The following is an 18,865-nucleotide window of genomic DNA, read 5'->3' on the forward strand; positions in this document are numbered from 1 at the left end:
CGATGAGCCTCCGCGGCTTCTCCACCGCCAGCGCAGGGCGCGAGTTCGCGCTGCTGCGCACGCGACCGTGGGACCTCGCGATGATCTCGTGGGTGCCGCTGCTCGCGGTGTTCCTGATCTGGTGGATCTTCTCGGCCGGCCTGCCCGAGCGGCTGCCGATCGGCGTGCTCGACCAGGACCACTCCTCGCTCTCGCGGCAGGTGGTGCGCTTCCTGGACGCCACCCCGGGCCTGCGCGTGACGCAGCGCTACAGCGACGAAGGCGAGATGGCGCGCGCCCTGACCAGCGGTGCGGTCGACGCGGCGGTGCAGCTGCCGCGCGAACTGAGCCGCGACGTGAAGCAGGGCCGCGTCGGCCAGGTCGTGCTGCTGCACAACGCGCAGCTCGGCACGCACTCGAGCCTGATCCAGCGCGACGTGCGCACCGCCGTGGCCACCGTCTCCGGCGGTGTCGAGCTCACGGTGCGCAACAAGCGCGGCGAGTCGATGAAGGCCGCGCGCGTGAGCATGGAGCCGATCAAGGCCAGCATGGTGGCGCTTTTCAACACATCGACCGACTACGAGCAGTTCCTGGGCGCCGCGCTGATTCCGGCGCTGCTGCACATCCTCGCGATGACGGCCGGGGCCTGGGCCGTGGGCCGCGAGCTTCGTGACCGCAGCATTGGCGGATGGCTGGGCGCCTCGCCGCGGTGGCATGAAGCGCTGGCCGCGCTGGCGGGCAAGCTGGTGCTGCCGTTCGCGAGCCTTTCGGCCGTCGCTCTAGCGGCGATGTTGTGGATCACGGCGGGACGTGGGTGGCACCCGGTCGGGTCGCTGGGGTGGACGCTGTTCGCGCTGGTGGTCTTCTTGGCGCTGTCGATCGCGCTGGGGGCCTTCGTGGCGGGGCTTACGCGCTCGCTGCGTACCGCCCTCTCGGCCACGGGCTTCATCACGGCGCCGGCCTTCGCGTTCGGCGGCGTGGGCTTTCCGCTGGTCGCGATGCCGCTGCTGGCGCAGGTCTGGGCCAACCTGCTGCCCTACACGCACTACATCCGCGTGCAGATGGAGCAGCTGCAGATGGGCGCGCCGGTGGCCTATTCGGTGGCGACGCCGCTGTGGATGGTGCTGGGCACTGGCGTGCTGCTCGCCGTCACCGCTGCGGCGCTGGTGCGTGCCGCCGGGGCGCCCGAGAGCTGGGGTGGACGATGAGCGATACCGAACCGCTTCGCTTCGGCAGCGCATGGCGCGAGACGGCGCTCGCCGTGCTCCGCGACAAGGGCGTGCTGCTGATCATGCTGCTCGCCCCGATCATCTACGGCTTCTTCTATCCGTGGCCCTACGGCACGCAGGCCGTGACGCGCGTGCCGGTGGCGGTTGTCGACCAGGATCACACCGCGCTGTCGCGGCAGATCGCGCGCTTCGCGCTGGCCAATCCGCGGCTGGACGTGCGCATGGTCACGGGCGACGTGGGCGAGGCGCAGCAGGCGCTGTGGCGCGGCGAGATCGAAGGCTATGCGCTGCTGCCAGCCGACCTGAAGCGCAACGTGCTGCGCGGCACCTCGGCGGTGGTCACCATCGAGGGCAACGGGGCCTATGCGCTGCTCAACAAGGCGGTGCTGTACGGCTTCTCGGAGGCCGTGGGCACGGTGTCGGCGGGCGTGGAGATCCGCAAGCTGCAGTCCGGTGGCCAGAGCGCGATCCAGGCGGCGCGCAGCCGCAGTCCGCTCAGCACGCAGCTCGTCGCGCTGTTCAACCCGACCGAGGGCTACGGCAGCTACGTGGTGCCAGCGGTGGCCCTGCTGATCCTGCAGCAGACGCTGCTGATGGGCGTGGCGATGCTGGCGGGCACCTGGGCCGAGGCCGGACGGCTGCGGGCCTCGATGGGGGCGTGGCTGGGGCGGCTCGGGGCGCTGTCGGGCTTCGGCTTCCTGAGCGGCGTCTTCTACTTCGGCTGGGTGTTCTTCCTGCAGGACTATCCGCGCGGCGGCAATCCGTGGGGAGCGCTGGTGCTGCTCGCCTTCTACGTGCCGGCGATCTGCACGCTGGGCCTGCTGCTGGGCTGCTGGTTCCGCGACCGCGAGCGGGCCTTGCAGGTGCTGCTGTTCACCGCGCTGCCGATGGCCTTCCTCTCGGGCTTCTCGTGGCCCGTGGAAGCCCTGCCGGAGCCGCTGCAGGCGTTGCGCTGGCTCTTTCCGAGCACGGCGGGCATCCAGGCCTCGCTGCGGCTCAACCAGATGGGAGCGCCGCTGCATGACGTGCTGCCCTATCTCGGCGTGCTGCTGTCGCTGACCCTGGCGGGCCTGCTGACGCTGCGGCTGGCCGCGACGACGCCGAAGCAGGCCTAGCGCCGGCTCTCGGCCGCCACGGCCCGCACCAGCCGCGTGGCGGGCGCCACCAGCTCGCGCAGATCGCCCGCGCGGTTCTGCTCGATGGCCTGCAGCACCAGTTCGTTGATGCCCCCCACCACCGTCATCGCCATCTCGCTCGTGAGGTGCACGGCGGGCCCCTCCGCGCTGCCGTTGCTGCTGGTGTTGATGGCGACCTGGATGAAGTTGGCGATCTCGTCGTTCACCCTTCGCCGCACCACTAGCCCCGGCATTCCGAGGCCCAGGATCTCGACGAACAGCGTGCGCAGCAGCACCGGGTCTTGGGCGAGGTAATCGAAGTACGCCGTCATCGCCTGCTCGACCTGCGCGTGCCACGGCTGTGCCGGGTCGAAGGCCTCGCTCACGGTCTGCAGCGCGAGGCGGCTGGCGGTTTCGTAGAGCGCGATCAGGCACTCGGTCTTGGTGCTGAAGTGTTCGTAGAAAGTGCGGCGCGACACGGCGGCCTCGCGCACGATGTCGGCAATGGTGGTTTCGGCGTAGCCCTTGGCCGCGACGGCATGCGCCATGCCCTGCAGCAGGCGCGCATAGTGCTCGCTCCCGGGGCCCTCGGCAGACTTGGAGGGAGCCGCTTTTTCGATGGTTTCGCTCATGGACGGCACATTTTCCTACGATCAGGTACTTGACAGTACCAATTCACAATTGCAACATGGCGACTCGCGGTACTGAGTTGTACCAACAGATCCACCCACGCCGACCGTGCTTTTCCGAGGCTTGTTTTCATGACCGATCTCGTTGTCCGCCGCCTGCTGATCGACCTGCAACCGCCCTTTGCCCGCGACTGGTGCGGCGGCGACGCATTCTCGACTGCTTTCTTCAATGCGCTGTCGATGAGCTTTCCCTTCGGCGAGCAGTTCTTCATCGACGCGGTACGCGACGCCGTCGCCACGCTGCCGGCGGAGGTGCAGGAGCAGCACAAGGCCGATGTGCGCGGCTTCATCGGGCAGGAAGCGACGCACCGGCGCATCCATTCGCTCTTCAACAACCATCTCGAGAACCAGGGCCTGGTCGACCGCTGGACGGCTCGCGCCAGCAAGCGCATGGAATTGATGGAAGGCGCCGATCCGCGCCATGCGCTGGCGGTGACGGCGGCCACCGAGCACTTCACGGCCATGTTCGCCGAGTGGCTGCTGGCCCACCCCGAGATCCTCGACGGGGCCGAGCCCCGGCTGCGCACCATGTGGCTGTGGCACAGCGCCGAGGAGTTGGAACACAAGAGCGTGGCCTTCGACATCTACCGGGCCGCGGGCGGCTCCGACGAGTGGCGCACGCGCTGGTTCCGCCGCGTCACGATGATGTTCCTGGGCGACCTGATGCGCCAGACCGTCGACAACCTGCGCCACGAAAAGCAGCTGTGGAAATGGGCGACCTGGAAAAGCGCCGCGCGCATCCTGCTGGGTCGCAACGGCCTGCTGCGCGGCAACGTTGCCGGCTGGCGCAGCTACCTGCGCGCGGATTTCCATCCGATGCAGCAGGACAGCAGCTTGTCGGAGCGTTGGCTCGCGGATAACCGGGCGCAGTACACGCCGGTGGGCGTGGCACCCGAGGCAGCGGCCGCGCGCTGACGGCGTCGGACCGCGCTCAATCGCTCAGAAGAAGGTGGCGCGGGTCGTCGTGTTGCCACCGGCCTGCTGGTGCTCGGGGCGCATCTGCAGATCGTGCAGGGTGTCGAAGTCGGATGGAGCATCCGGCACCCGCATCACCACTTCCAGCTCGTGCATCGACGCGACCCAGCGACCGGCCGGCGACTCGGCCGGCTCGTCGTTGGCGAACACGCCGTCGCGGATGTAGATGGTTTCGCCTTCGGGGCGCTCGGCGTGCAGTTCGATCAGGCGCGCGATCGAGAAGTTGTAGGTCACGAGCTTCTCGCGCGTCTTGCGGTCCTTGCCGCCGCAGTTGAACGAGCCTTCAGCCGCGATGACGATGCAGGAGCCGTCCACGCCGCCGTCCATCTCTATCTCGTTGCCCGATCGCCAGATGGCGTTGGGCAGGCGCACGCGCACCTTGTCGATGACCAGGTCGCGCTGCTTGTTGAGGCTGCCCAGCGGCGGCACGAGCGAGCGCAGCTGGCGCAGGCGCTCGGCGAAGTTGTCGTCCATCAGGAATTCGACGTGGTGCGTCGCGCTGCCGGAGGAACGCCGGACCACCTGCATGACGACGTGGCGCGACTTACCCATGGCAGAACCCCCTGGCAAAGGTTGAATTCCGTAGCCCGCAGGGGGTACGGACGGCGTGGCAGCAATTCATTGGAAATCAGCTACTAATAGGACTTTTGATTACATGCAATTACATGCATCATTTGTGTCCAACTGTATAGCGATTACCCGCGACGTGGAAGCCCATTCCGTGATTTATGCACGAGGAAATGTCGCCAAAATGCCTCCTCGATGTGGTAGCCGGGTACCCCATCAGGCGCCGCCAAGGCCCTATTCGAGGGCTTCGTCCAGCGCCTTGCACGAAGGCGCGCACACGGTCTGCGACTTGCCCAGCACCTGGCGGGTGCGCAGCTGGGAGCGCACGCGGTGCTTGCCGCACATGAAGCACGACATGGTCGCCCCGCTGAACGACGCCGAGGCGCGGAACGGCGAGCCCGGCGCCTTCGACTTGTAGCGCAGGCCGTCCGCCACCACCGCAGTCTTCACTTCACCCTTCGCCATGCATCATGTCCTTGCTGTTCGGTTCTGCACGGCGCATTGCGCGTGCAATGGCTTCCCGGGCACCGATTTCGGCCGCTAGGGAAGCGTCCAACGCCGAGCGGCAAAGCCCGGCGTGCTTGTAATTGAGGTTCTCGTAGACCTCGGCCGCGGCCGGATAGGCATCGAGCAGGCGACCTAGTTCGGCGCCCTGCTCGACGTCCTCGAACTCATGCACGAGGTGTTCGACCACGGAACGGTACTGCTCCGCCCCAACGGGTACGGCGCTGTGCTCAAGCTTCTCCAGCAGCTGCGCCAACACGTGGGTCACTGCCAGATCGGTCCTGGGAGACGGATTATCGGTCGTGTTCATGGCCTGCATCTGGGGGCAGCATACGCCTATGCAAGTGGCTGCTCGTACAGGGTTGTCTCCGGCTGGCCGGCGTTTTCGGCCTTCTGGTGCGCCGCCTGCATCCGCTGCAGCAGACTGTGAAGCATTTCGGTCGACAGCCCGTGGATCACCAGCCGGTGCCCCGCCCGCAGGGTCGACAGCGGCACCAGCGGGTGCTTGTTGTTGACCAGGATCAGGTGTTCCGGCGCGTTCAGGATCGTCGCCGCATAGATGCCGATGGTCTCGTCCAGCTGCAGGGAGTTGGCCGCGCGCCAGAAATCGTTGTCCGTGAGCATCAGCTGGTACAGCGGCGTGAAGAGCTCGATGGCGCTTTGCAGGTCCAGGAAATTCAGCCTGCCCTGAGGCATGTCCTCCAGCCGCAGCCCAGGCTCCCGGATCATCGAGAAATCGACCTTCTCGGCCTTGCACAGCGCCAGCCCCCTGTCGCGCAGCGCGGTGTTCAGCCGGATCACGAAGTTGAAGAGGTTCAGGTCGTGCTTCAGGAACATCTCGTCCTTCAGCGCGTCGATGTCGGCCGGCTCCAGCGGGTTGGTGGCCACCGGCGCCGGCGAATTCCGCCCGATGAAGGCCAGGATCTGCGAGCCCAGGTGAAAGTGCCGCAGGATCAGCCAGTTGGCCTCCGGCGACACGAAGCGCTTCAGCCCCCAGGCCAGCAGCCGGTGCAGCAGGATCGAATGCGACCAGTTGCGCGGCACGAAGACCTTGGCAATCTGGATCAGGATGATCGTCAGCCGTGCGATCGGCCTCAGGAACGGCAGCAGGTACTGCCGCGAGCCCGAGCTCGAATCGGCCAGCCAGGCGGCCTTGACGTCGTCGGGCAGCGGCGTGCTCTGGTCGAGGTAGAGCGCCAGCCAGGGGCTGGGGTCGCGCTCGTCGTGGGCTTGCGTCAGGAATTCAGGCGTTCGATCCATGGGGCGTTCGCTGCGTGATGTGTTGGAACTGCATCAGGTATAGCGCGGCCGTGTGTCGCGCGGTCTCGACGATCTGGCCGGCGGCGCGCGCCTGCCCTTCCACGGCCATCACCATCTCCACGGCCGTGAGCCAGCGGCTCAGGTGGTTCTCGTCGTTGTGGCCGTGGTATTCGAGGAAGCGGAAAACATCCGGCGGCAGCTTCAGGCTGGCCTTGAGCAACGGCAGCAGCGCCGGCACGATGCGCTGCCCCGTGCCCTCGATGATGTAGATCGCCCCCAGCAGGCCAATCGGATCGCGCGTTGCGGCCAGGCCGTGCAGGTAGGCATTGAGCGCCTCGCCGCCGGGGTTGCGGCGCAGCTCCTCGATGTTCTCGACCGTGCCACCGGCCTTGCGATAGTCGCTGAAGAGGATGTTGAAGTCGTTCTGCTCCTCGCCCGCGTGCACGCCGATCAGCGAGGCCAGCATCTGGTACGGCTCGCTCAGCGAGGCGGCGCCTTCGCGCATCCACTTGCTGCCCTCGCGCACCTGCGGCACCCATTGCTCCATCCAGTTCAGGTAGTCGGGCACGGCGAAGCGGCGCTCGCGGATCTGGCGGATCAGCGGCGTACGCCACACGCGCGATCGGTAGTCGTGCCAGATGGCGGCCAGCTCGGTCAGCAGTGCGCCCAGCCCCTCGGGCGCGGCGTCGGGGTCGTGCGGGGGTGCGATCACGAGGTCGTCATCGAGAACCGCCGCCGTGCGCGGCGCCACCACGACGGGCGCGGCATCGACCGCTTCCACCTCCAGCAGCATGTACGCCGCCATGAAGCGCCCCGATTCCGGCACGTAGCAGAAGATCTGCTCGCCCGGCTTCAGCGACTTGGTATGCAGGAACTCGGCCAGCATCACGAGGATCGACGCCGCCCCGGTATTGCCGCGCCACGCGAGGTTGCTCCACCAGCGCTCGCGCGGGATCGACAGGTCGGCCTTGGCCATCAGGTCCTCGACCACCGGGATGAATTTTTCCGACGAGTAGTGGCACAGGAAGTGGTCGACCCGCTTCGGATCGACCCAGCCGTCACGCACCAGCCCCGCGTATTCGTGGATGCCGATGTCGAACAGGTGCGGCAGCAGCCGGATGTCCTGCCGCAGCGACAGCGCACCCGCCGCCTCGGCCTCGGCCCATGAGCCGAAGTCGAGATGGCCGCGCGCGCGGTCTTCGGTCAGGCCGAGCTGCATGCAGACCGGGTAGTCGCCCGAGAAGGCGCGCTGATGCACCCATTTCAGCTTCAGGCGCAAGCCCGGCGCCCCAGCCAGTGCGGGCGCGCCGTCGGACAGCAGCAAGGCGCCCGCGCCATCGGACAGCATCCAACGCAGGAAGTGCGAGTCGAAGTCGGTCTCGTAGCCGCGAGCCGCGAAGCGCGAACGCTTGAAGAGGCGCGACGGCATCTCGCTGGCCACCGCCATCGCCGAGCGATGCGCGCCCAGCTCGATGCCCTGCGCGGCCGTCTGGATCGCCGACACGCCCGCGGCGCAGATGCCGTGCACCGAATGCGTTTCCATGGGCTGTGCCGCCAGCTCGCCCTGGATCATGTTGGCGAAGCCCGGCATCAGCGTATCGCCGCCCGACGAGCCGCTGGCCAGCAGCGACACCCGCGACAGCTCCGCGCCGCCGCGCTGCAGGCAGTCGCGGATCGCGCCGGCCGCCAGTTGCGCATTGGTGTGCCGGGTCACGCCTTCGGCGTCGATCGCGTAGTGCCGCGTGAGGATGCCGTTCTCCGCCAGGATGCGCCGCTTGATGCGCTCCGACATGCGGTTGAGCGGCGCGATGTACGCGTCCATGCGGTCGTTGGGAATCGGCTCGCCCGGCATGAAGTAGCCGGCGCTTTCTAGGTACACGCGTTGGAATGAGACAGGCATGGTTCAGTGAGTTGATGAATCGCGGGGCATCAGCGGGCGGCTGCGGAATCGCGGCCACACGGCCCCCAGCACGAAGACGCGCACCATGTACGGCACCAGCCCGCCCTCGTTGAGCACGGGGTCCACCTGCGCGCGGTAGTGCGCGCGATGCAGGCGGGTGAGCTCGGACCAGTGGGCATGCGGGTTCTCGTGGTGTGCGGTGTGCAGGCCGATGTTGAACAGCAACGGGTTCACCAGCCCTTCGAAATTGCGTGCGTAGTTCAAACGGCTACCCGCGGTATCGCGCGATGCCCCCGGCGCTTCCTTCCGCACGGGTTTCCGGCCGTCGGCGTGCGCGTGCTGCAGGTAGTTGGTCGCAAGCAGCCAGTGCAAGCCGTGCAGCTGCGGCACGATCACGAACAGCAGCGCCTTGCGCCAGTCGATCGCCAGCAACACCGCCCAGCTCGCCAGCCACACCGCGTACTGCGCCATGCAGTAGCGCCAGGCGCCGCGGCGATGCCGCCGCAACCGCCCGAGCCACGCGAAGAAAAGCGGCATCAGCACCCACACGGCCTGGAACGGATGCAGCAGGTAGCCCCAGAGGTGGTTGGTGTCGCCGCCGAAGCGATAGGTGCGCGCCACGTCCTTCGGTCCGTGCCGGTGGCGATGATGGTTGGCCACGTGCGCGGGCCAGAACACGAAGGTCGGATGGCCCTGCAGCAGCGTGATCCAGAAATCGGTGAGCCTGTTCAGGCGCCTGCTGCGCCACATCCGCAGGTGCACGTGGTTGTGGTGGATCACGCCGACGCCGAGCGTCAGGAACAGCATCAGCCCGTAGAGCAGCACGTCGAAGCCGTGGAACCACTGCCAGGCCGCCAGCGCGGGCAGAGCCACGAGGTAGGCGAGGCTCTGCCAGTCGCGCCAGTGGCGCAGCAAAGGCAGGCGGCGGCCCATGTCAGGCCGTGGCGCCATGCTTCTTTCGGAAAGCCTGGAGAACCGGTTCGGCCGCGTCGGCCGCAACACGCGTGCCGAACAGCCGGTCCATGAAGGTGAACTGGAAGCCGTAGTTGCCGTTGTGCACCGCGTGGTGCAGGTGGTGACGGCGACTCGCCGCGAACCAGTGACTGTATGACACGCCGGTGAAGAAGTCGTAGTTCGAGTGCCCGATGCAGTTGAAGAACAGGCTGAACACCGGCACAGCTGCCAGCGACCAGAAACTGAAGTCGTGCACCACCATCGGCAGCAGGATCACGTTGCCCAGCATCAGCGCCTCGATCGGGTGGAAGCTGTAGGTCGACCACGGCGTGGTCACGAACGAGCGATGGTGCGGTCCATGGAAGCGCCGCAGCCAGCGCGTGTGCAGCAGCCGGTGGTTGATCCAGAAATGCACGTCGTTCCAGATCGCGAGCACGATGATTTCCACCGCGATCTGCCGCCACCCCGCATCGGGATCGAGCCGCGCCCAGCCCAGTTGCAGCAGCCCCCACGGAAACACCATGCCCAGCCCGAAGATCAGCACCGACACGCCCGACTGCGTCAGCTCGCGCCGCAGCTGCCCCGGCTGCAGCGGCCGCGGATCGAGCACCCGCCCGATGCCCGCCGCCGGCAGCACGCGCTTGGTCAGCAGCCAGGCGGCGGCGCCGAAGCAGAGATAGATGCCGCCGAAGAAAAGCAGGCCCCACAGCATGACCTGCGGGGCGGACAACGAGGTGAAGGTCTGCGCCATCCCCCGAGGCTACAACAGCATTTCGGGAACGATCGGCGCGATGAGCATGTTGTAGAAGCGCTTGAAGAAGCCCGACTCCGGCTCGGTCGTCAGGATCATCTCCTTCTCGCCGTCGTTGGTGAGCCACTCCAGCGTGCCGGTGTCCTTGGCCAGCCGCAGCCGATACGAGTTCTGCAGCTTGCTGATGTTGATGACGCGAAGCATCTCGCGCGCCAACTGCGGGCTGTCGACCACCACCCCCATCTCGGTGTTCTGGCTGGCCGAGCGCGGATCGAGGTTCATCGAGCCGATGAAGATGCGCCTCTTGTCGATGGCGGCGGTCTTGGCATGCAGCCGCCCGAGCGACTTGCCGAACATGCCGAAGCGTTCGCCCGCGGTGGTTCGCTGCGGGCTCAGCTCGTACAGGTCGGCGCCGCTTTGCAGCAGCTTCTCACGGTAGCGCGCGTAGCCGGTGTGCACCAGCGGCTCGTCGTTGGCGGCCAGCGAATTGGTCAGCAGCGTGAGCTTGACCTTGCGCCGGCCCAGGTCCTGGAAGGCCTCCATGCCGCGCTCGCCCGGCACCAGGTAGGGCGAGGTCAGGTCGACCTCGCTCTGGGCGTCGAGCAGCAGCGCCCAGACCTTCATCGTGACGCTGGTGGCGATGGCCTCATCCGCCGTCATGGTCGTGGGCTTGGTGGGCGGATCGGCGATGGCGCGCGCCTCGCCCCACAGCAGGCCCATGCGGCCGGCGTCGAGCTCCTCGGCGATGGGGCCGTAGCCCAGAATGTCGGACGGCGGCAGCACCACCTTCGGCGGCGGTGCCGCCATGCCCACCCAGCTGTCGAAGTCGGCGCCGGTCGGCTTGCGACCGCCCTCGCCCGTCACGATGTCGGCGATGGGCCAGACCTGCTGGCTGTTCCAGTAGGCGTCGAAGATCGACTCGAGCTGCGGCACCACCTTGCCGACCACCAGCGCGTCCATGTCGATGAAGTTCTGCGCCTCGTTCAGCACGAAATACTCCTCGGCGATGTTGCGCCCGCCCACCACCGCCATCACGCCGTCGGCGATGAAGAGCTTGTTGTGCATGCGATGGTTGAGCCGCGGAATCTCCCAGGGCGACGCCGCGAAGCGCGACAGGAAACCGTTGCGCCCGCAGCAGAAGGGATTGAACAGGCGCACGTCGACATTGGGCGTCTCCGACAGCGCCAGCAACAGCTGCTGGCTCTTGACGGTGTAGAGGTCGTCCACCAGCACCCGCACCTTCACGCCGCGCATCGCCGCCTCGCGCAGCGTGCGCAGCAGCAGGCGGCCGACGGGGTCGTTCTCGAGCTGGTAGTACTGCACCACCAGCGAGCGCTGCGCCCGCTGGGCGAGCTGGAGGCGCGCGTCGAGCGAATACACGCCCAGCGGCATCAGCCGGAAGCCCGAATGCTCCTCGGGCGGCGTCGAGGCGGCGACGATCTTCGCCAGCATGGTCGAGGAATCGGCGGATGCGGCGAACTCCGCGGGCCGCTCCCGCGCCGGCGGCAGCGAGCCGCAGGCGCCGAGCACCGCGGCCAGGGCGCCCGCAAGCGCGATGCGCAGAAAGGTTGAGAACCAGGCGTTCATGATGGTGCTTCCGTTGCTCAGTTCTTCTCTTCTTCTCATCGTGGTGTCCGACTGTCCTGTTCGTTCTCGTTCTTTACGCTGGCCGGCTTGTATCGGTTTCAAGGCTTTTCTTGCGAAGGCTCCGACCTAGAATTCGATCCACACCGCTGCGGAGTTACATCATGGCTCGTTCGCACCTCCACCGCATCGCCTGGATGGCGTTTTTTACCGCCCTTGCACATCCTGCCTGGGCCGCCCTGGACATCGGCGATCCCGTTCCCAAGTTCACCGCCAACGCCGCCCTCGGCGGCAAGACCTTCCGCTATTCGCTGGCCGACGCGCTCGCCAAGGGCCCGGTGGTGGTGTACTTCTTTCCGGCGGCCGACTCCAACGACTGCTCGATCGAGGCCCATGCCTTCGCCGAAGCCATCGACCAGTTCGCCGCGCTGGGCGCCAGCGTGATCGGCGTCTCGGCGGACGACATAGGTACCCTGTCCAGGTTCTCGGTCAAGTCCTGCCAGAGCCGTTTTCCGGTGGCCTCCGACGAGGGCAAGACCGTGATCCAGGGCTTCGACGCGCTGATGCAGACCCGGCCCGATTTCGCCAACCGCCTGTCGTACGTGATCGCACCGGACGGCAAGGTGGCCTACTACTACCAGAACCTGAATCCGGACAAGCACGTGGAGCGCATGCTGAATGCAGTGAAGGCGCTGCCGAAAACTGCCGCCAAGTAGCGGTTGGGGTTTGTGCCGCGCGGCGGCCACGGCTTTTGCATGCTTCGCGCAAAATCCAGCCCCATGCAGCTCAACTACATCGCCAACGCGGACGTTCCGTCCTCCTCCGGCCGCACCCTGCCGGTCATCGATCCCTCCGACGGCCAGCCCTTCGACGAAATCCAGCGCAGCAACGCCGCCGACATCGACTCCGCCGTGCGCGCCGCGCGCGACTGCTTCGAGGGCGTGTGGCACAAGGTCAGCGCCGCCGACCGCGGCCGCCTGCTCTTCAAGCTCTCGCAGAAGATCGCCGAGCATGTCGACGAGCTCGCGCTGATCGAGCAGCGCGACTGCGGCAAGCCCGTCAAGCAGGCCCGCGCCGACGCCGTGGCGCTGGTGCGCTACTTCGAGTTCTACGCCGGCGCCTGCGACAAGCTGCACGGCGAAACCATTCCCTACCAGGACGGCTACAGCGTCTTCACCTGGCGCGAGCCGCACGGCGTTACCGGCCACATCATTCCCTGGAACTACCCGATGCAGATCTTCGGGCGCAGCGTGGGCGGCGCCCTGGCGGCGGGCAATGTGTGCGTGGTGAAGCCGGCGGAAGACGCCTGCCTTTCGCTGATCCGCGTGGCGCAGCTGGCGGCCGAGGTCGGCTTTCCGGCCGGTGCGCTGAACATCGTGACGGGCTATGGCCATGAAGTGGGCGACGCGCTCGCCCGGCACGCGGGCATCGACCACATCAGCTTCACCGGCAGCCCGAAGATCGGCACGCTGATCCAGCAGGTCGCGGCCGAGCGGCATTGCCCCGTCACGCTGGAGCTGGGCGGCAAGAGCCCGCAGATCATCTTCGCGGACGCCGACCTGGACGCCGCCATTCCGGTGGTGATCAACGCCATCGTGCAGAACGCCGGCCAGACCTGCTCGGCCGGCTCGCGAGTGCTGATCCAGCGCGACATCTACGAACCGCTGCTCGAGCGCCTGGGCCATGCCTTCGAGGCGCTGCGCGTGGGCCCCGCAGCCATGGACCTCGACGTGGGCCCGCTGATCCGCCAGACGCAGCAGCAGCGCGTGTGGGACTTTTTGAGCGACGCGCAGCACGCCGGCATCCCGATGGTGGCGCAGGGCATCGTGGTCGAGGAAGCGCCCGAGACCGGCTTCTACCAGGCCCCCACCCTGCTGCGCGACGTGCCGGTGAACCACCGCCTCGCCCAGGAAGAAGTCTTCGGCCCCGTGCTGGCCGCGATGCAGTTCGCCGATGAAGACGAAGCCGTGGCGCTCGCCAACGCCACCCACTTCGGGCTGGTCGCCGGCGTCTGGACGGCCGACGGCGCGCGCCAGTTCCGCATGGCCAAGCGCGTGAAGAGCGGCCAGGTGTTCATCAACAACTACGGCGCCGGCGGCGGCGTCGAACTGCCCTTCGGCGGTGTGAAGTCTTCCGGCTATGGCCGTGAGAAGGGCTTCGAGGCCCTGTACGGCTTCACCACGCTGAAGACAGTCGCCGTCAAGCACGGCTAGAACTGGGCCCTCCCCCCAGGCTTCGCGCCCCCTCACCGGGGCGACACCTGCGGCCCGGCAAAGCCGGTTCCGCGGTGTCCTGCGAAGGGAGCCCTACCCCAGCGCGGTATCCAGCAGCATCATCAGCACGAAGCCGATCATCAGCCCGCTGGTGGCGAAGGCTTCGTGCCCCTTGCGGTGCGATTCGGGAATGATCTCGTGGCTGATCACGAAGAGCATCGCGCCCGCCGCGAAGCCCAGCCCCCAGGGCAGCAGCATCGCCGAATGGCCCACCACTGCCGCGCCCAGCACGGCGCCCAGCGGCTCCACGAGTCCCGAGAGCATGCCGATCAGCACCGCGAACACGCGGCTGTAGCCGGCGGCCAGCAGCGCCACCGCGACCACCAGCCCCTCGGGCACGTCCTGGATGGCGATGCCGGTGGCCAGTGCGTCGGCGCGCAGCCCGTTGTTGGCCGCGTAGCCCACGCCGATGGCCAGGCCCTCCGGCACGTTGTGCAGCGCGATCGCGAACACGAAGAGCCAGGTGCGGCGCAGCTGCTTCGCGGCGTTGCCTTCGCGGCCCTTGATGAAGTGCTCGTGCGGCAGCACGCGGTCCAGCAGCATCAGGACGATGCCGCCAAGCAGGATGGCGGAGCCGATCACCCCGCCCGCGGCCCAGCTCCCGCCGCCGAAGGTGCCCGCGTTCTTCGCTGCCTCCAGGCCCGGGATGATCAGCGAGAAGGCGCTGGCCGCGAGCATCACGCCGGCGCCGAATCCGAACAGCGTGTCCTGCAGCCGCTCCGGCAGCTTCTGCGAGAACAGCACCGGCAGCGTGCCGAGCGCCGTCGCCAGCGCGGCGACCGAGCCGCCGAGCAAGGCGTTCCACACCAGCGGATCGGATCGCACGAACTGCCAGAACTGGACGACGCCCACCAGCGCGCCCGCCGCGACGATGGTGAAGCCGATCCATTCGCGCATCGGCCGCACGGGCCTCGGCCGCCCGCCCTGCGCCACCGTGCCCTGCTGCGGCTCGTTCATGGGCTTGCTCCTCAGCCGCCGGTGGCGGCAGCGTGCCGCCGGGCCACCTCGGCCCAGTTCACGACGTTGTAGAAGGCCGCGATGTATTCGGGGCGGCGGTTCTGGTACTTGAGGTAGTAAGCGTGCTCCCACACGTCGAGCCCGAGGATCGGCGTGTTGCCCGAGCCGATGCCGCGCATCAGCGGGCTGTCCTGGTTGCCGCTGCTTTCCACCGCGAGCTTGCCGCCGGGGCCCACCGACAGCCACGCCCAGCCGCTGCCGAAGCGCGTGAGGGCAGCCTTGGTGAAAGCCTCCTTGAACGCATCGAATCCGCCCAGGTCGGCGTCGATGGCGTTGGCCAGCGCTCCAGCAGGTGCACCGCCGCCGCCTTGGCCGACGGGGGCCATCACGGTCCAGAACAGGGTGTGGTTGGCGTGGCCGCCGCCGTTGTTGCGCACCGGCGCGCGCAGCGCCTCGGGCAGCTGCTCGACGCCGGCGATCAGCTCTTCGAGCGGAGTTTCCTCATGCGGCGTGCCATTCAGGGCCGCGTTGAGGTTGTTCACGTAGGTCTGGTGGTGCTTGCCGTGGTGGATTTCCATGGTCTGCGCGTCGATGTGGGGTTCGAGCGCATCGAAGGCATAGGGCAAGGCTGGGAGGGTGTACGGCACGGTCGGGAAGCTCCTTGATTGGAAGAGCCCTTTGCGTCGTCCACGTGCTGCGTACTCAGGCGTCCAAATGATAGGAATTCTCATTGTCTACGTCAAGACATATGAGGCATGGATGCTGCAAACCGGCCATTTCCGATGGCCGAGGAAGCTTCCTGAAACGATCGATACACTGCCCTGCAGCACGTTTCCGGGAGATCTCAAACGATGAAGCTCGCACGCATCCTTCCCCTCGTACTGCTCCTTGGCGCCGGCCTCGCCGCCGCCGAGCCCGCCACGCCGCCGGCCGGCGACTACATCTACGAAGGCGGCAGCGGCTCGCTGCGCGTCAAGCCCAACGGGCACTTCGACATCACCACCATCGGCGCCAACGCACACACCTGCGCGCTGGACGGCACCATCGCGCGCGGCAAGGCCAAGCTCGACGACACGGGATGCGTGCTGAGCTTCGCGTTGAATGCCGACAAGGTGCAGGTCACGACCAACGGATCGGACCAGTGCCGCGACTACTGCGGCATGCGCGCCGGCTTCGAGGGCACCTATATCCGCCCCGCCCCCGCCTGCACCGACAAGGCCGTGGCCGGCTCGCGCAAGAGCTTCAAGCGCCAGTACGACGCGAAGGACTACGCCACGGCGCAGACCACCCTCGCCCCCGTGCTGTCGGACTGCGACAAGACCCTCGACTGGATCACCAAGGCCTGGCTGCGCAACGACCTCGCGCTCACGCAGTTCAAGCTCAACGACCGCGCCGCCTGCCTGAAGACGCTGCAGCCGCTGGCCGAGGACGCCGCCCGCACCGACGACGGCATCAAGGAAAACTACCCGCCGGCCGACGCCGAGATCTTCCTGCCCGTGGTTCGCGCCACGCGCACGAACCTGAAGCTCTGCCGCGGATAGCCCCCGAGGGGAGTTCAGCGAAGGCGGCACGCGAGACCGCCGGGCGGTTGCGGTTTTTCACCCACCACGACAAGACGGAGACGACACCATGAGATTCCTGAAGCGCAACCTGCGTGCGGCCGTGCTCGGCCTGGGCCTGGCCCTTCCCCTGCTTGCGGCGGCGCAGCAATTGCCCGCCGCGAAGCCGGAGCAGGTCGGCCTCTCGACCGAGCGCCTGCAGATGCTCACCGACGTGCTCAAGGCCGACGTGGCCGCCGGCAAGATCCCGGGCGCGGTGCTGCTTGTGGCGCGACAGGGCAAGGTGGCGTGGTTCGAGCCTGTCGGCAGGCTCGACAGCGCGGCCGGCACACCGATGCCGCGCGATGGCATCTTCCGCATCTACTCGATGAGCAAGCCCATCACCACGGTGGCCGCGATGATGCTGGTGGAAGACGGCCGCCTGAAGCTGGACGACCCGATCTCGGCCTACCTGCCCGAGTTCGCCAGCATGACAGTGGGCGTCGAGAAGCCCGGTGCCGACGGCAAGCCGGTGCTCGAGACGGTGCCCGCGCGCCGCCCGATCACCGTGCAGGACCTGATGCGCCACACCTCGGGCCTGACCTACGGCTTCTTCGGCCCCGGCCTCGTGAAGCAGGCCTACAACGCCGCCGACCTGGGCGCCGGCGACCCGACGCTGGCCGAGTTCTCCCAGCGCCTGGCCAAGCTGCCGCTTGCCTACCAGCCCGGCACGACCTGGGACTACAGCCAGTCGACCGACATCCTCGGGCGCGTGATCGAGGTGGCGTCGGGCCAGTCGCTCTACCAGTTCGAGAAAGCCCGGCTATTCGACCCTCTCGGCATGAAGGACACCACCTACTACGTGCCTGAGCCGGCGCGCCAGTCGCGCATCGCCGAGCCGCTGCCCAACGACCGCAGCTTCGGCGTGGGCGCCGAGTTCAACGACCCGCGCGTGGTGCGCAGGTACGAATCGGGCGGCGGCGGGCTGGTGTCGACCGCGAACGACTACGCACGCTTCCTGCAGATGCTGATCAACGGCGGCTCGCTCGACGGCAAGCGCTACCTCGGCCCGCGCACCATCGCGCTGATGACCGCCGATCATTCCAACGCGGGCGCCGGCATCGTGCCCGGCCCGCTGTACCTGCCGGGACCGGGCTACGGTTTCGGCCTGGGCTTTGCCGTGCGCCGCAACGACGGCGAGGCGCCCTACCCCTCGGCCGGCGGCGAATACAACTGGGGCGGCGCGGGCGGCACCTACATGTGGGTCGACCCGAAGAACGAGATGTTCGTGGTGCTGATGCTGCAGTCGCCGAAATTCAGGACACATTACAGAACATTGACCCGGGACATGATTTATGCGGCGGTGATCAAGTAGCCTGTGTTCCGCAGGCCCTTGGAGCCTGGCGCAAAATCAGGCCCCGCCCCGTGAACCCATGAAGAACAGCAGCAGCACCGTCATTCCGATCTCCAGCATCGGCCGCGCACGCCCCGCCGTGGCCGTGCCGGAGGTAGCCGTGCCCGCCACGGGCATGCTGCTCGACCGCCTGGGCCGGCCGCTGACCGACCTGCGCATCAGCGTGACCGACCGCTGCAACTTCCGCTGCAGCTACTGCATGCCGAAGGACGTGTTCGACAAGGACTACAAGTACCTGCCGCACAGCGCCTTGCTGAGCTTCGAGGAAATCACCCGGCTGGCCCGCCTGTTCGCCTCGCACGGCGTGCGCAAGCTCCGGCTGACCGGTGGAGAGCCGCTGCTGCGCAAGAACATCGAGGGCCTGATCGAGCAGCTCGCCGCGATCCGCACGCCCACCGGCGAGCCACTGGCGCTGACGCTGACCACCAACGGCTCCCTGCTAGCGCGCAAGGCCGCCCAACTGCACGCCGCCGGCCTGCAGCGCGTGACCGTCAGCCTCGACAGCCTCGACGACGCGGTGTTCCGCCAGATGAACGACGTCGACTTCCCGGTGGCCGACGTGCTGGCCGGCATCGACGCGGCGCTGGCCGCCGGACTGGGCCCCGTCAAGGTCAACATGGTGGTCAAGCGCGGCACCAACGAGCAGGAAATATTGCCGATGGCGCGCTACTTCCGCACGCACCACGGCGGCAAGGTGATCCTGCGCTTCATCGAGTACATGGACGTGGGCGCCACCAACGGCTGGCGCATGGACGAGGTGCTGCCCTCGGCCGACGTCATCACGCGCATCCATTCCGAGTTCCCGCTGGTGCCGATGGGAGCCACCACGCCCGGCGAGACCGCCCGGCGCTGGGCCTATGCGGACGGCAGCGGCGAGATCGGCGTCATCAGCAGCGTCACCCAGGCCTTCTGCCACGACTGCAGCCGCGCGCGGCTCTCGACCGAAGGCAAGCTCTACCTGTGCCTCTTCGCCAGCGCCGGCCACGACCTTCGCCCGCTGCTGCGCGGCAGCGCCAGCGACGAGGACATCGCCTCTGCCATCGGCCACATCTGGCAGGGCCGCGCCGACCGCTATTCCGAATTGCGCGCCCTGCACGGTCCGGAAGGCGACGGCGGCGCCCACGACAAGGCGCCGCGCCGCGTCGAGATGAGCTACATCGGCGGATGAGGCAGGCG

General features: G+C 67.7%; 19 protein-coding genes. 8 read left to right on the top strand and 11 right to left on the bottom strand.

Going from position 1 to position 18,865, the window contains the following annotated elements:
- Window positions 1-2: 2 nt before the first annotated feature.
- A complete protein-coding gene (locus EJP69_RS04645) occupies window positions 3-1,187 on the top strand; it encodes an ABC transporter permease (RefSeq protein ID WP_126468854.1) in 1,185 nt (394 codons plus the stop codon).
- A complete protein-coding gene (locus EJP69_RS04650; protein WP_126468855.1) occupies window positions 1,184-2,323 on the top strand; it encodes an ABC transporter permease in 1,140 nt (379 codons plus the stop codon). The genes EJP69_RS04645 and EJP69_RS04650 overlap by 4 nt, the downstream gene beginning before the upstream one ends.
- Here EJP69_RS04650 and EJP69_RS04655 read toward each other — a convergent pair.
- Entirely contained in the window at window positions 2,320-2,955 is a 636-nt protein-coding gene (locus tag EJP69_RS04655; protein ID WP_093195514.1) for a TetR/AcrR family transcriptional regulator, read from the bottom strand. The genes EJP69_RS04650 and EJP69_RS04655 overlap by 4 nt on opposite strands.
- A 129-nt stretch (window positions 2,956-3,084) precedes the next feature.
- Between EJP69_RS04655 and EJP69_RS04660 the strand changes: the two genes are divergently transcribed.
- The gene (locus EJP69_RS04660) at window positions 3,085-3,927 is read left to right on the top strand and encodes a metal-dependent hydrolase (RefSeq protein ID WP_126468856.1); all 843 of its coding nucleotides are present in this window, start codon (window positions 3,085-3,087) and stop codon (window positions 3,925-3,927) included.
- 24 nt (window positions 3,928-3,951) lie between these two features.
- On the opposite strand, the gene EJP69_RS04665 is transcribed toward EJP69_RS04660, so the two are convergent.
- From EJP69_RS04665 to EJP69_RS04700, 8 genes are all read right to left on the bottom strand, one after another.
- Complete coding sequence (locus EJP69_RS04665; protein ID WP_093195516.1) at window positions 3,952-4,539, bottom strand: hypothetical protein; 588 nt, start codon at window positions 4,537-4,539, stop codon at window positions 3,952-3,954.
- 249 nt (window positions 4,540-4,788) lie between these two features.
- On the bottom strand, window positions 4,789-5,019 hold the full coding sequence (locus EJP69_RS04670) for a hypothetical protein (protein WP_019653008.1): 231 nt from the start codon (window positions 5,017-5,019) through the stop codon (window positions 4,789-4,791).
- Entirely contained in the window at window positions 5,006-5,377 is a 372-nt protein-coding gene (locus tag EJP69_RS04675; protein WP_126468857.1) for a hypothetical protein, read from the bottom strand. The genes EJP69_RS04670 and EJP69_RS04675 overlap by 14 nt, the downstream gene beginning before the upstream one ends.
- 17 nt (window positions 5,378-5,394) lie before the next feature.
- Window positions 5,395-6,318 (bottom strand): DUF6999 family protein, encoded by a 924-nt coding sequence (locus EJP69_RS04680; protein ID WP_093195518.1) that lies wholly within the window; start codon window positions 6,316-6,318, stop codon window positions 5,395-5,397.
- On the bottom strand, window positions 6,302-8,218 hold the full coding sequence (locus EJP69_RS04685) for an iron-containing redox enzyme family protein (RefSeq protein WP_126468858.1): 1,917 nt from the start codon (window positions 8,216-8,218) through the stop codon (window positions 6,302-6,304). The genes EJP69_RS04680 and EJP69_RS04685 overlap by 17 nt, the downstream gene beginning before the upstream one ends.
- Window positions 8,219-8,221: 3 nt before the next feature.
- Window positions 8,222-9,169 carry a fatty acid desaturase family protein gene (locus tag EJP69_RS04690; protein WP_126468859.1) on the bottom strand — a complete coding sequence of 316 codons (948 nt, stop codon included), beginning with the start codon at window positions 9,167-9,169 and terminating at the stop codon, window positions 8,222-8,224.
- A complete protein-coding gene (locus tag EJP69_RS04695; protein WP_126468860.1) occupies window positions 9,153-9,923 on the bottom strand; it encodes a sterol desaturase family protein in 771 nt (256 codons plus the stop codon). The genes EJP69_RS04690 and EJP69_RS04695 overlap by 17 nt, the downstream gene beginning before the upstream one ends.
- A gap of 9 nt (window positions 9,924-9,932) precedes the next feature.
- Window positions 9,933-11,510, bottom strand: coding sequence for a phospholipase D family protein (locus tag EJP69_RS04700; RefSeq protein ID WP_126468861.1), 1,578 nt, complete (start codon window positions 11,508-11,510; stop codon window positions 9,933-9,935).
- 161 nt (window positions 11,511-11,671) lie between these two features.
- On the opposite strand from EJP69_RS04700, the gene EJP69_RS04705 reads away from it, so the two are divergent.
- Entirely contained in the window at window positions 11,672-12,223 is a 552-nt protein-coding gene (locus EJP69_RS04705; RefSeq protein ID WP_093195523.1) for a peroxiredoxin, read from the top strand.
- A 63-nt stretch (window positions 12,224-12,286) separates the two neighbouring features.
- Window positions 12,287-13,720, top strand: a complete 1,434-nt coding sequence (locus tag EJP69_RS04710) for an aldehyde dehydrogenase family protein (RefSeq protein WP_093302565.1) — start codon at window positions 12,287-12,289, stop codon at window positions 13,718-13,720.
- A gap of 93 nt (window positions 13,721-13,813) precedes the next feature.
- Here EJP69_RS04710 and EJP69_RS04715 read toward each other — a convergent pair whose 3' ends face one another.
- Window positions 13,814-14,737, bottom strand: a complete 924-nt coding sequence (locus tag EJP69_RS04715; RefSeq protein ID WP_126468862.1) for a ZIP family metal transporter — start codon at window positions 14,735-14,737, stop codon at window positions 13,814-13,816.
- 11 nt (window positions 14,738-14,748) lie between these two features.
- Window positions 14,749-15,384, bottom strand: coding sequence for a superoxide dismutase (locus EJP69_RS04720; RefSeq protein ID WP_093195526.1), 636 nt, complete (start codon window positions 15,382-15,384; stop codon window positions 14,749-14,751).
- A 204-nt stretch (window positions 15,385-15,588) separates the two neighbouring features.
- Here EJP69_RS04720 and EJP69_RS04725 point away from each other — a divergent pair, with 204 nt between their 5' ends.
- From EJP69_RS04725 to moaA, 3 genes are all read left to right on the top strand, one after another.
- Window positions 15,589-16,278: a hypothetical protein gene (locus EJP69_RS04725; protein WP_126468863.1), complete on the top strand. Its 690-nt coding sequence runs from the start codon at window positions 15,589-15,591 to the stop codon at window positions 16,276-16,278.
- Window positions 16,279-16,366: 88 nt separating this feature from the next.
- Window positions 16,367-17,650: a serine hydrolase domain-containing protein gene (locus tag EJP69_RS04730; RefSeq protein WP_126468864.1), complete on the top strand. Its 1,284-nt coding sequence runs from the start codon at window positions 16,367-16,369 to the stop codon at window positions 17,648-17,650.
- A 58-nt stretch (window positions 17,651-17,708) separates the two neighbouring features.
- A complete protein-coding gene (gene moaA / locus EJP69_RS04735) occupies window positions 17,709-18,857 on the top strand; it encodes a GTP 3',8-cyclase MoaA (RefSeq protein WP_126468865.1) in 1,149 nt (382 codons plus the stop codon).
- Window positions 18,858-18,865 lie beyond the last annotated feature (8 nt).

The organism is Variovorax gossypii (genome assembly GCF_003965815.1).
Classification (GTDB): Bacteria; Pseudomonadota; Gammaproteobacteria; order Burkholderiales; family Burkholderiaceae_C; genus Variovorax; species Variovorax gossypii.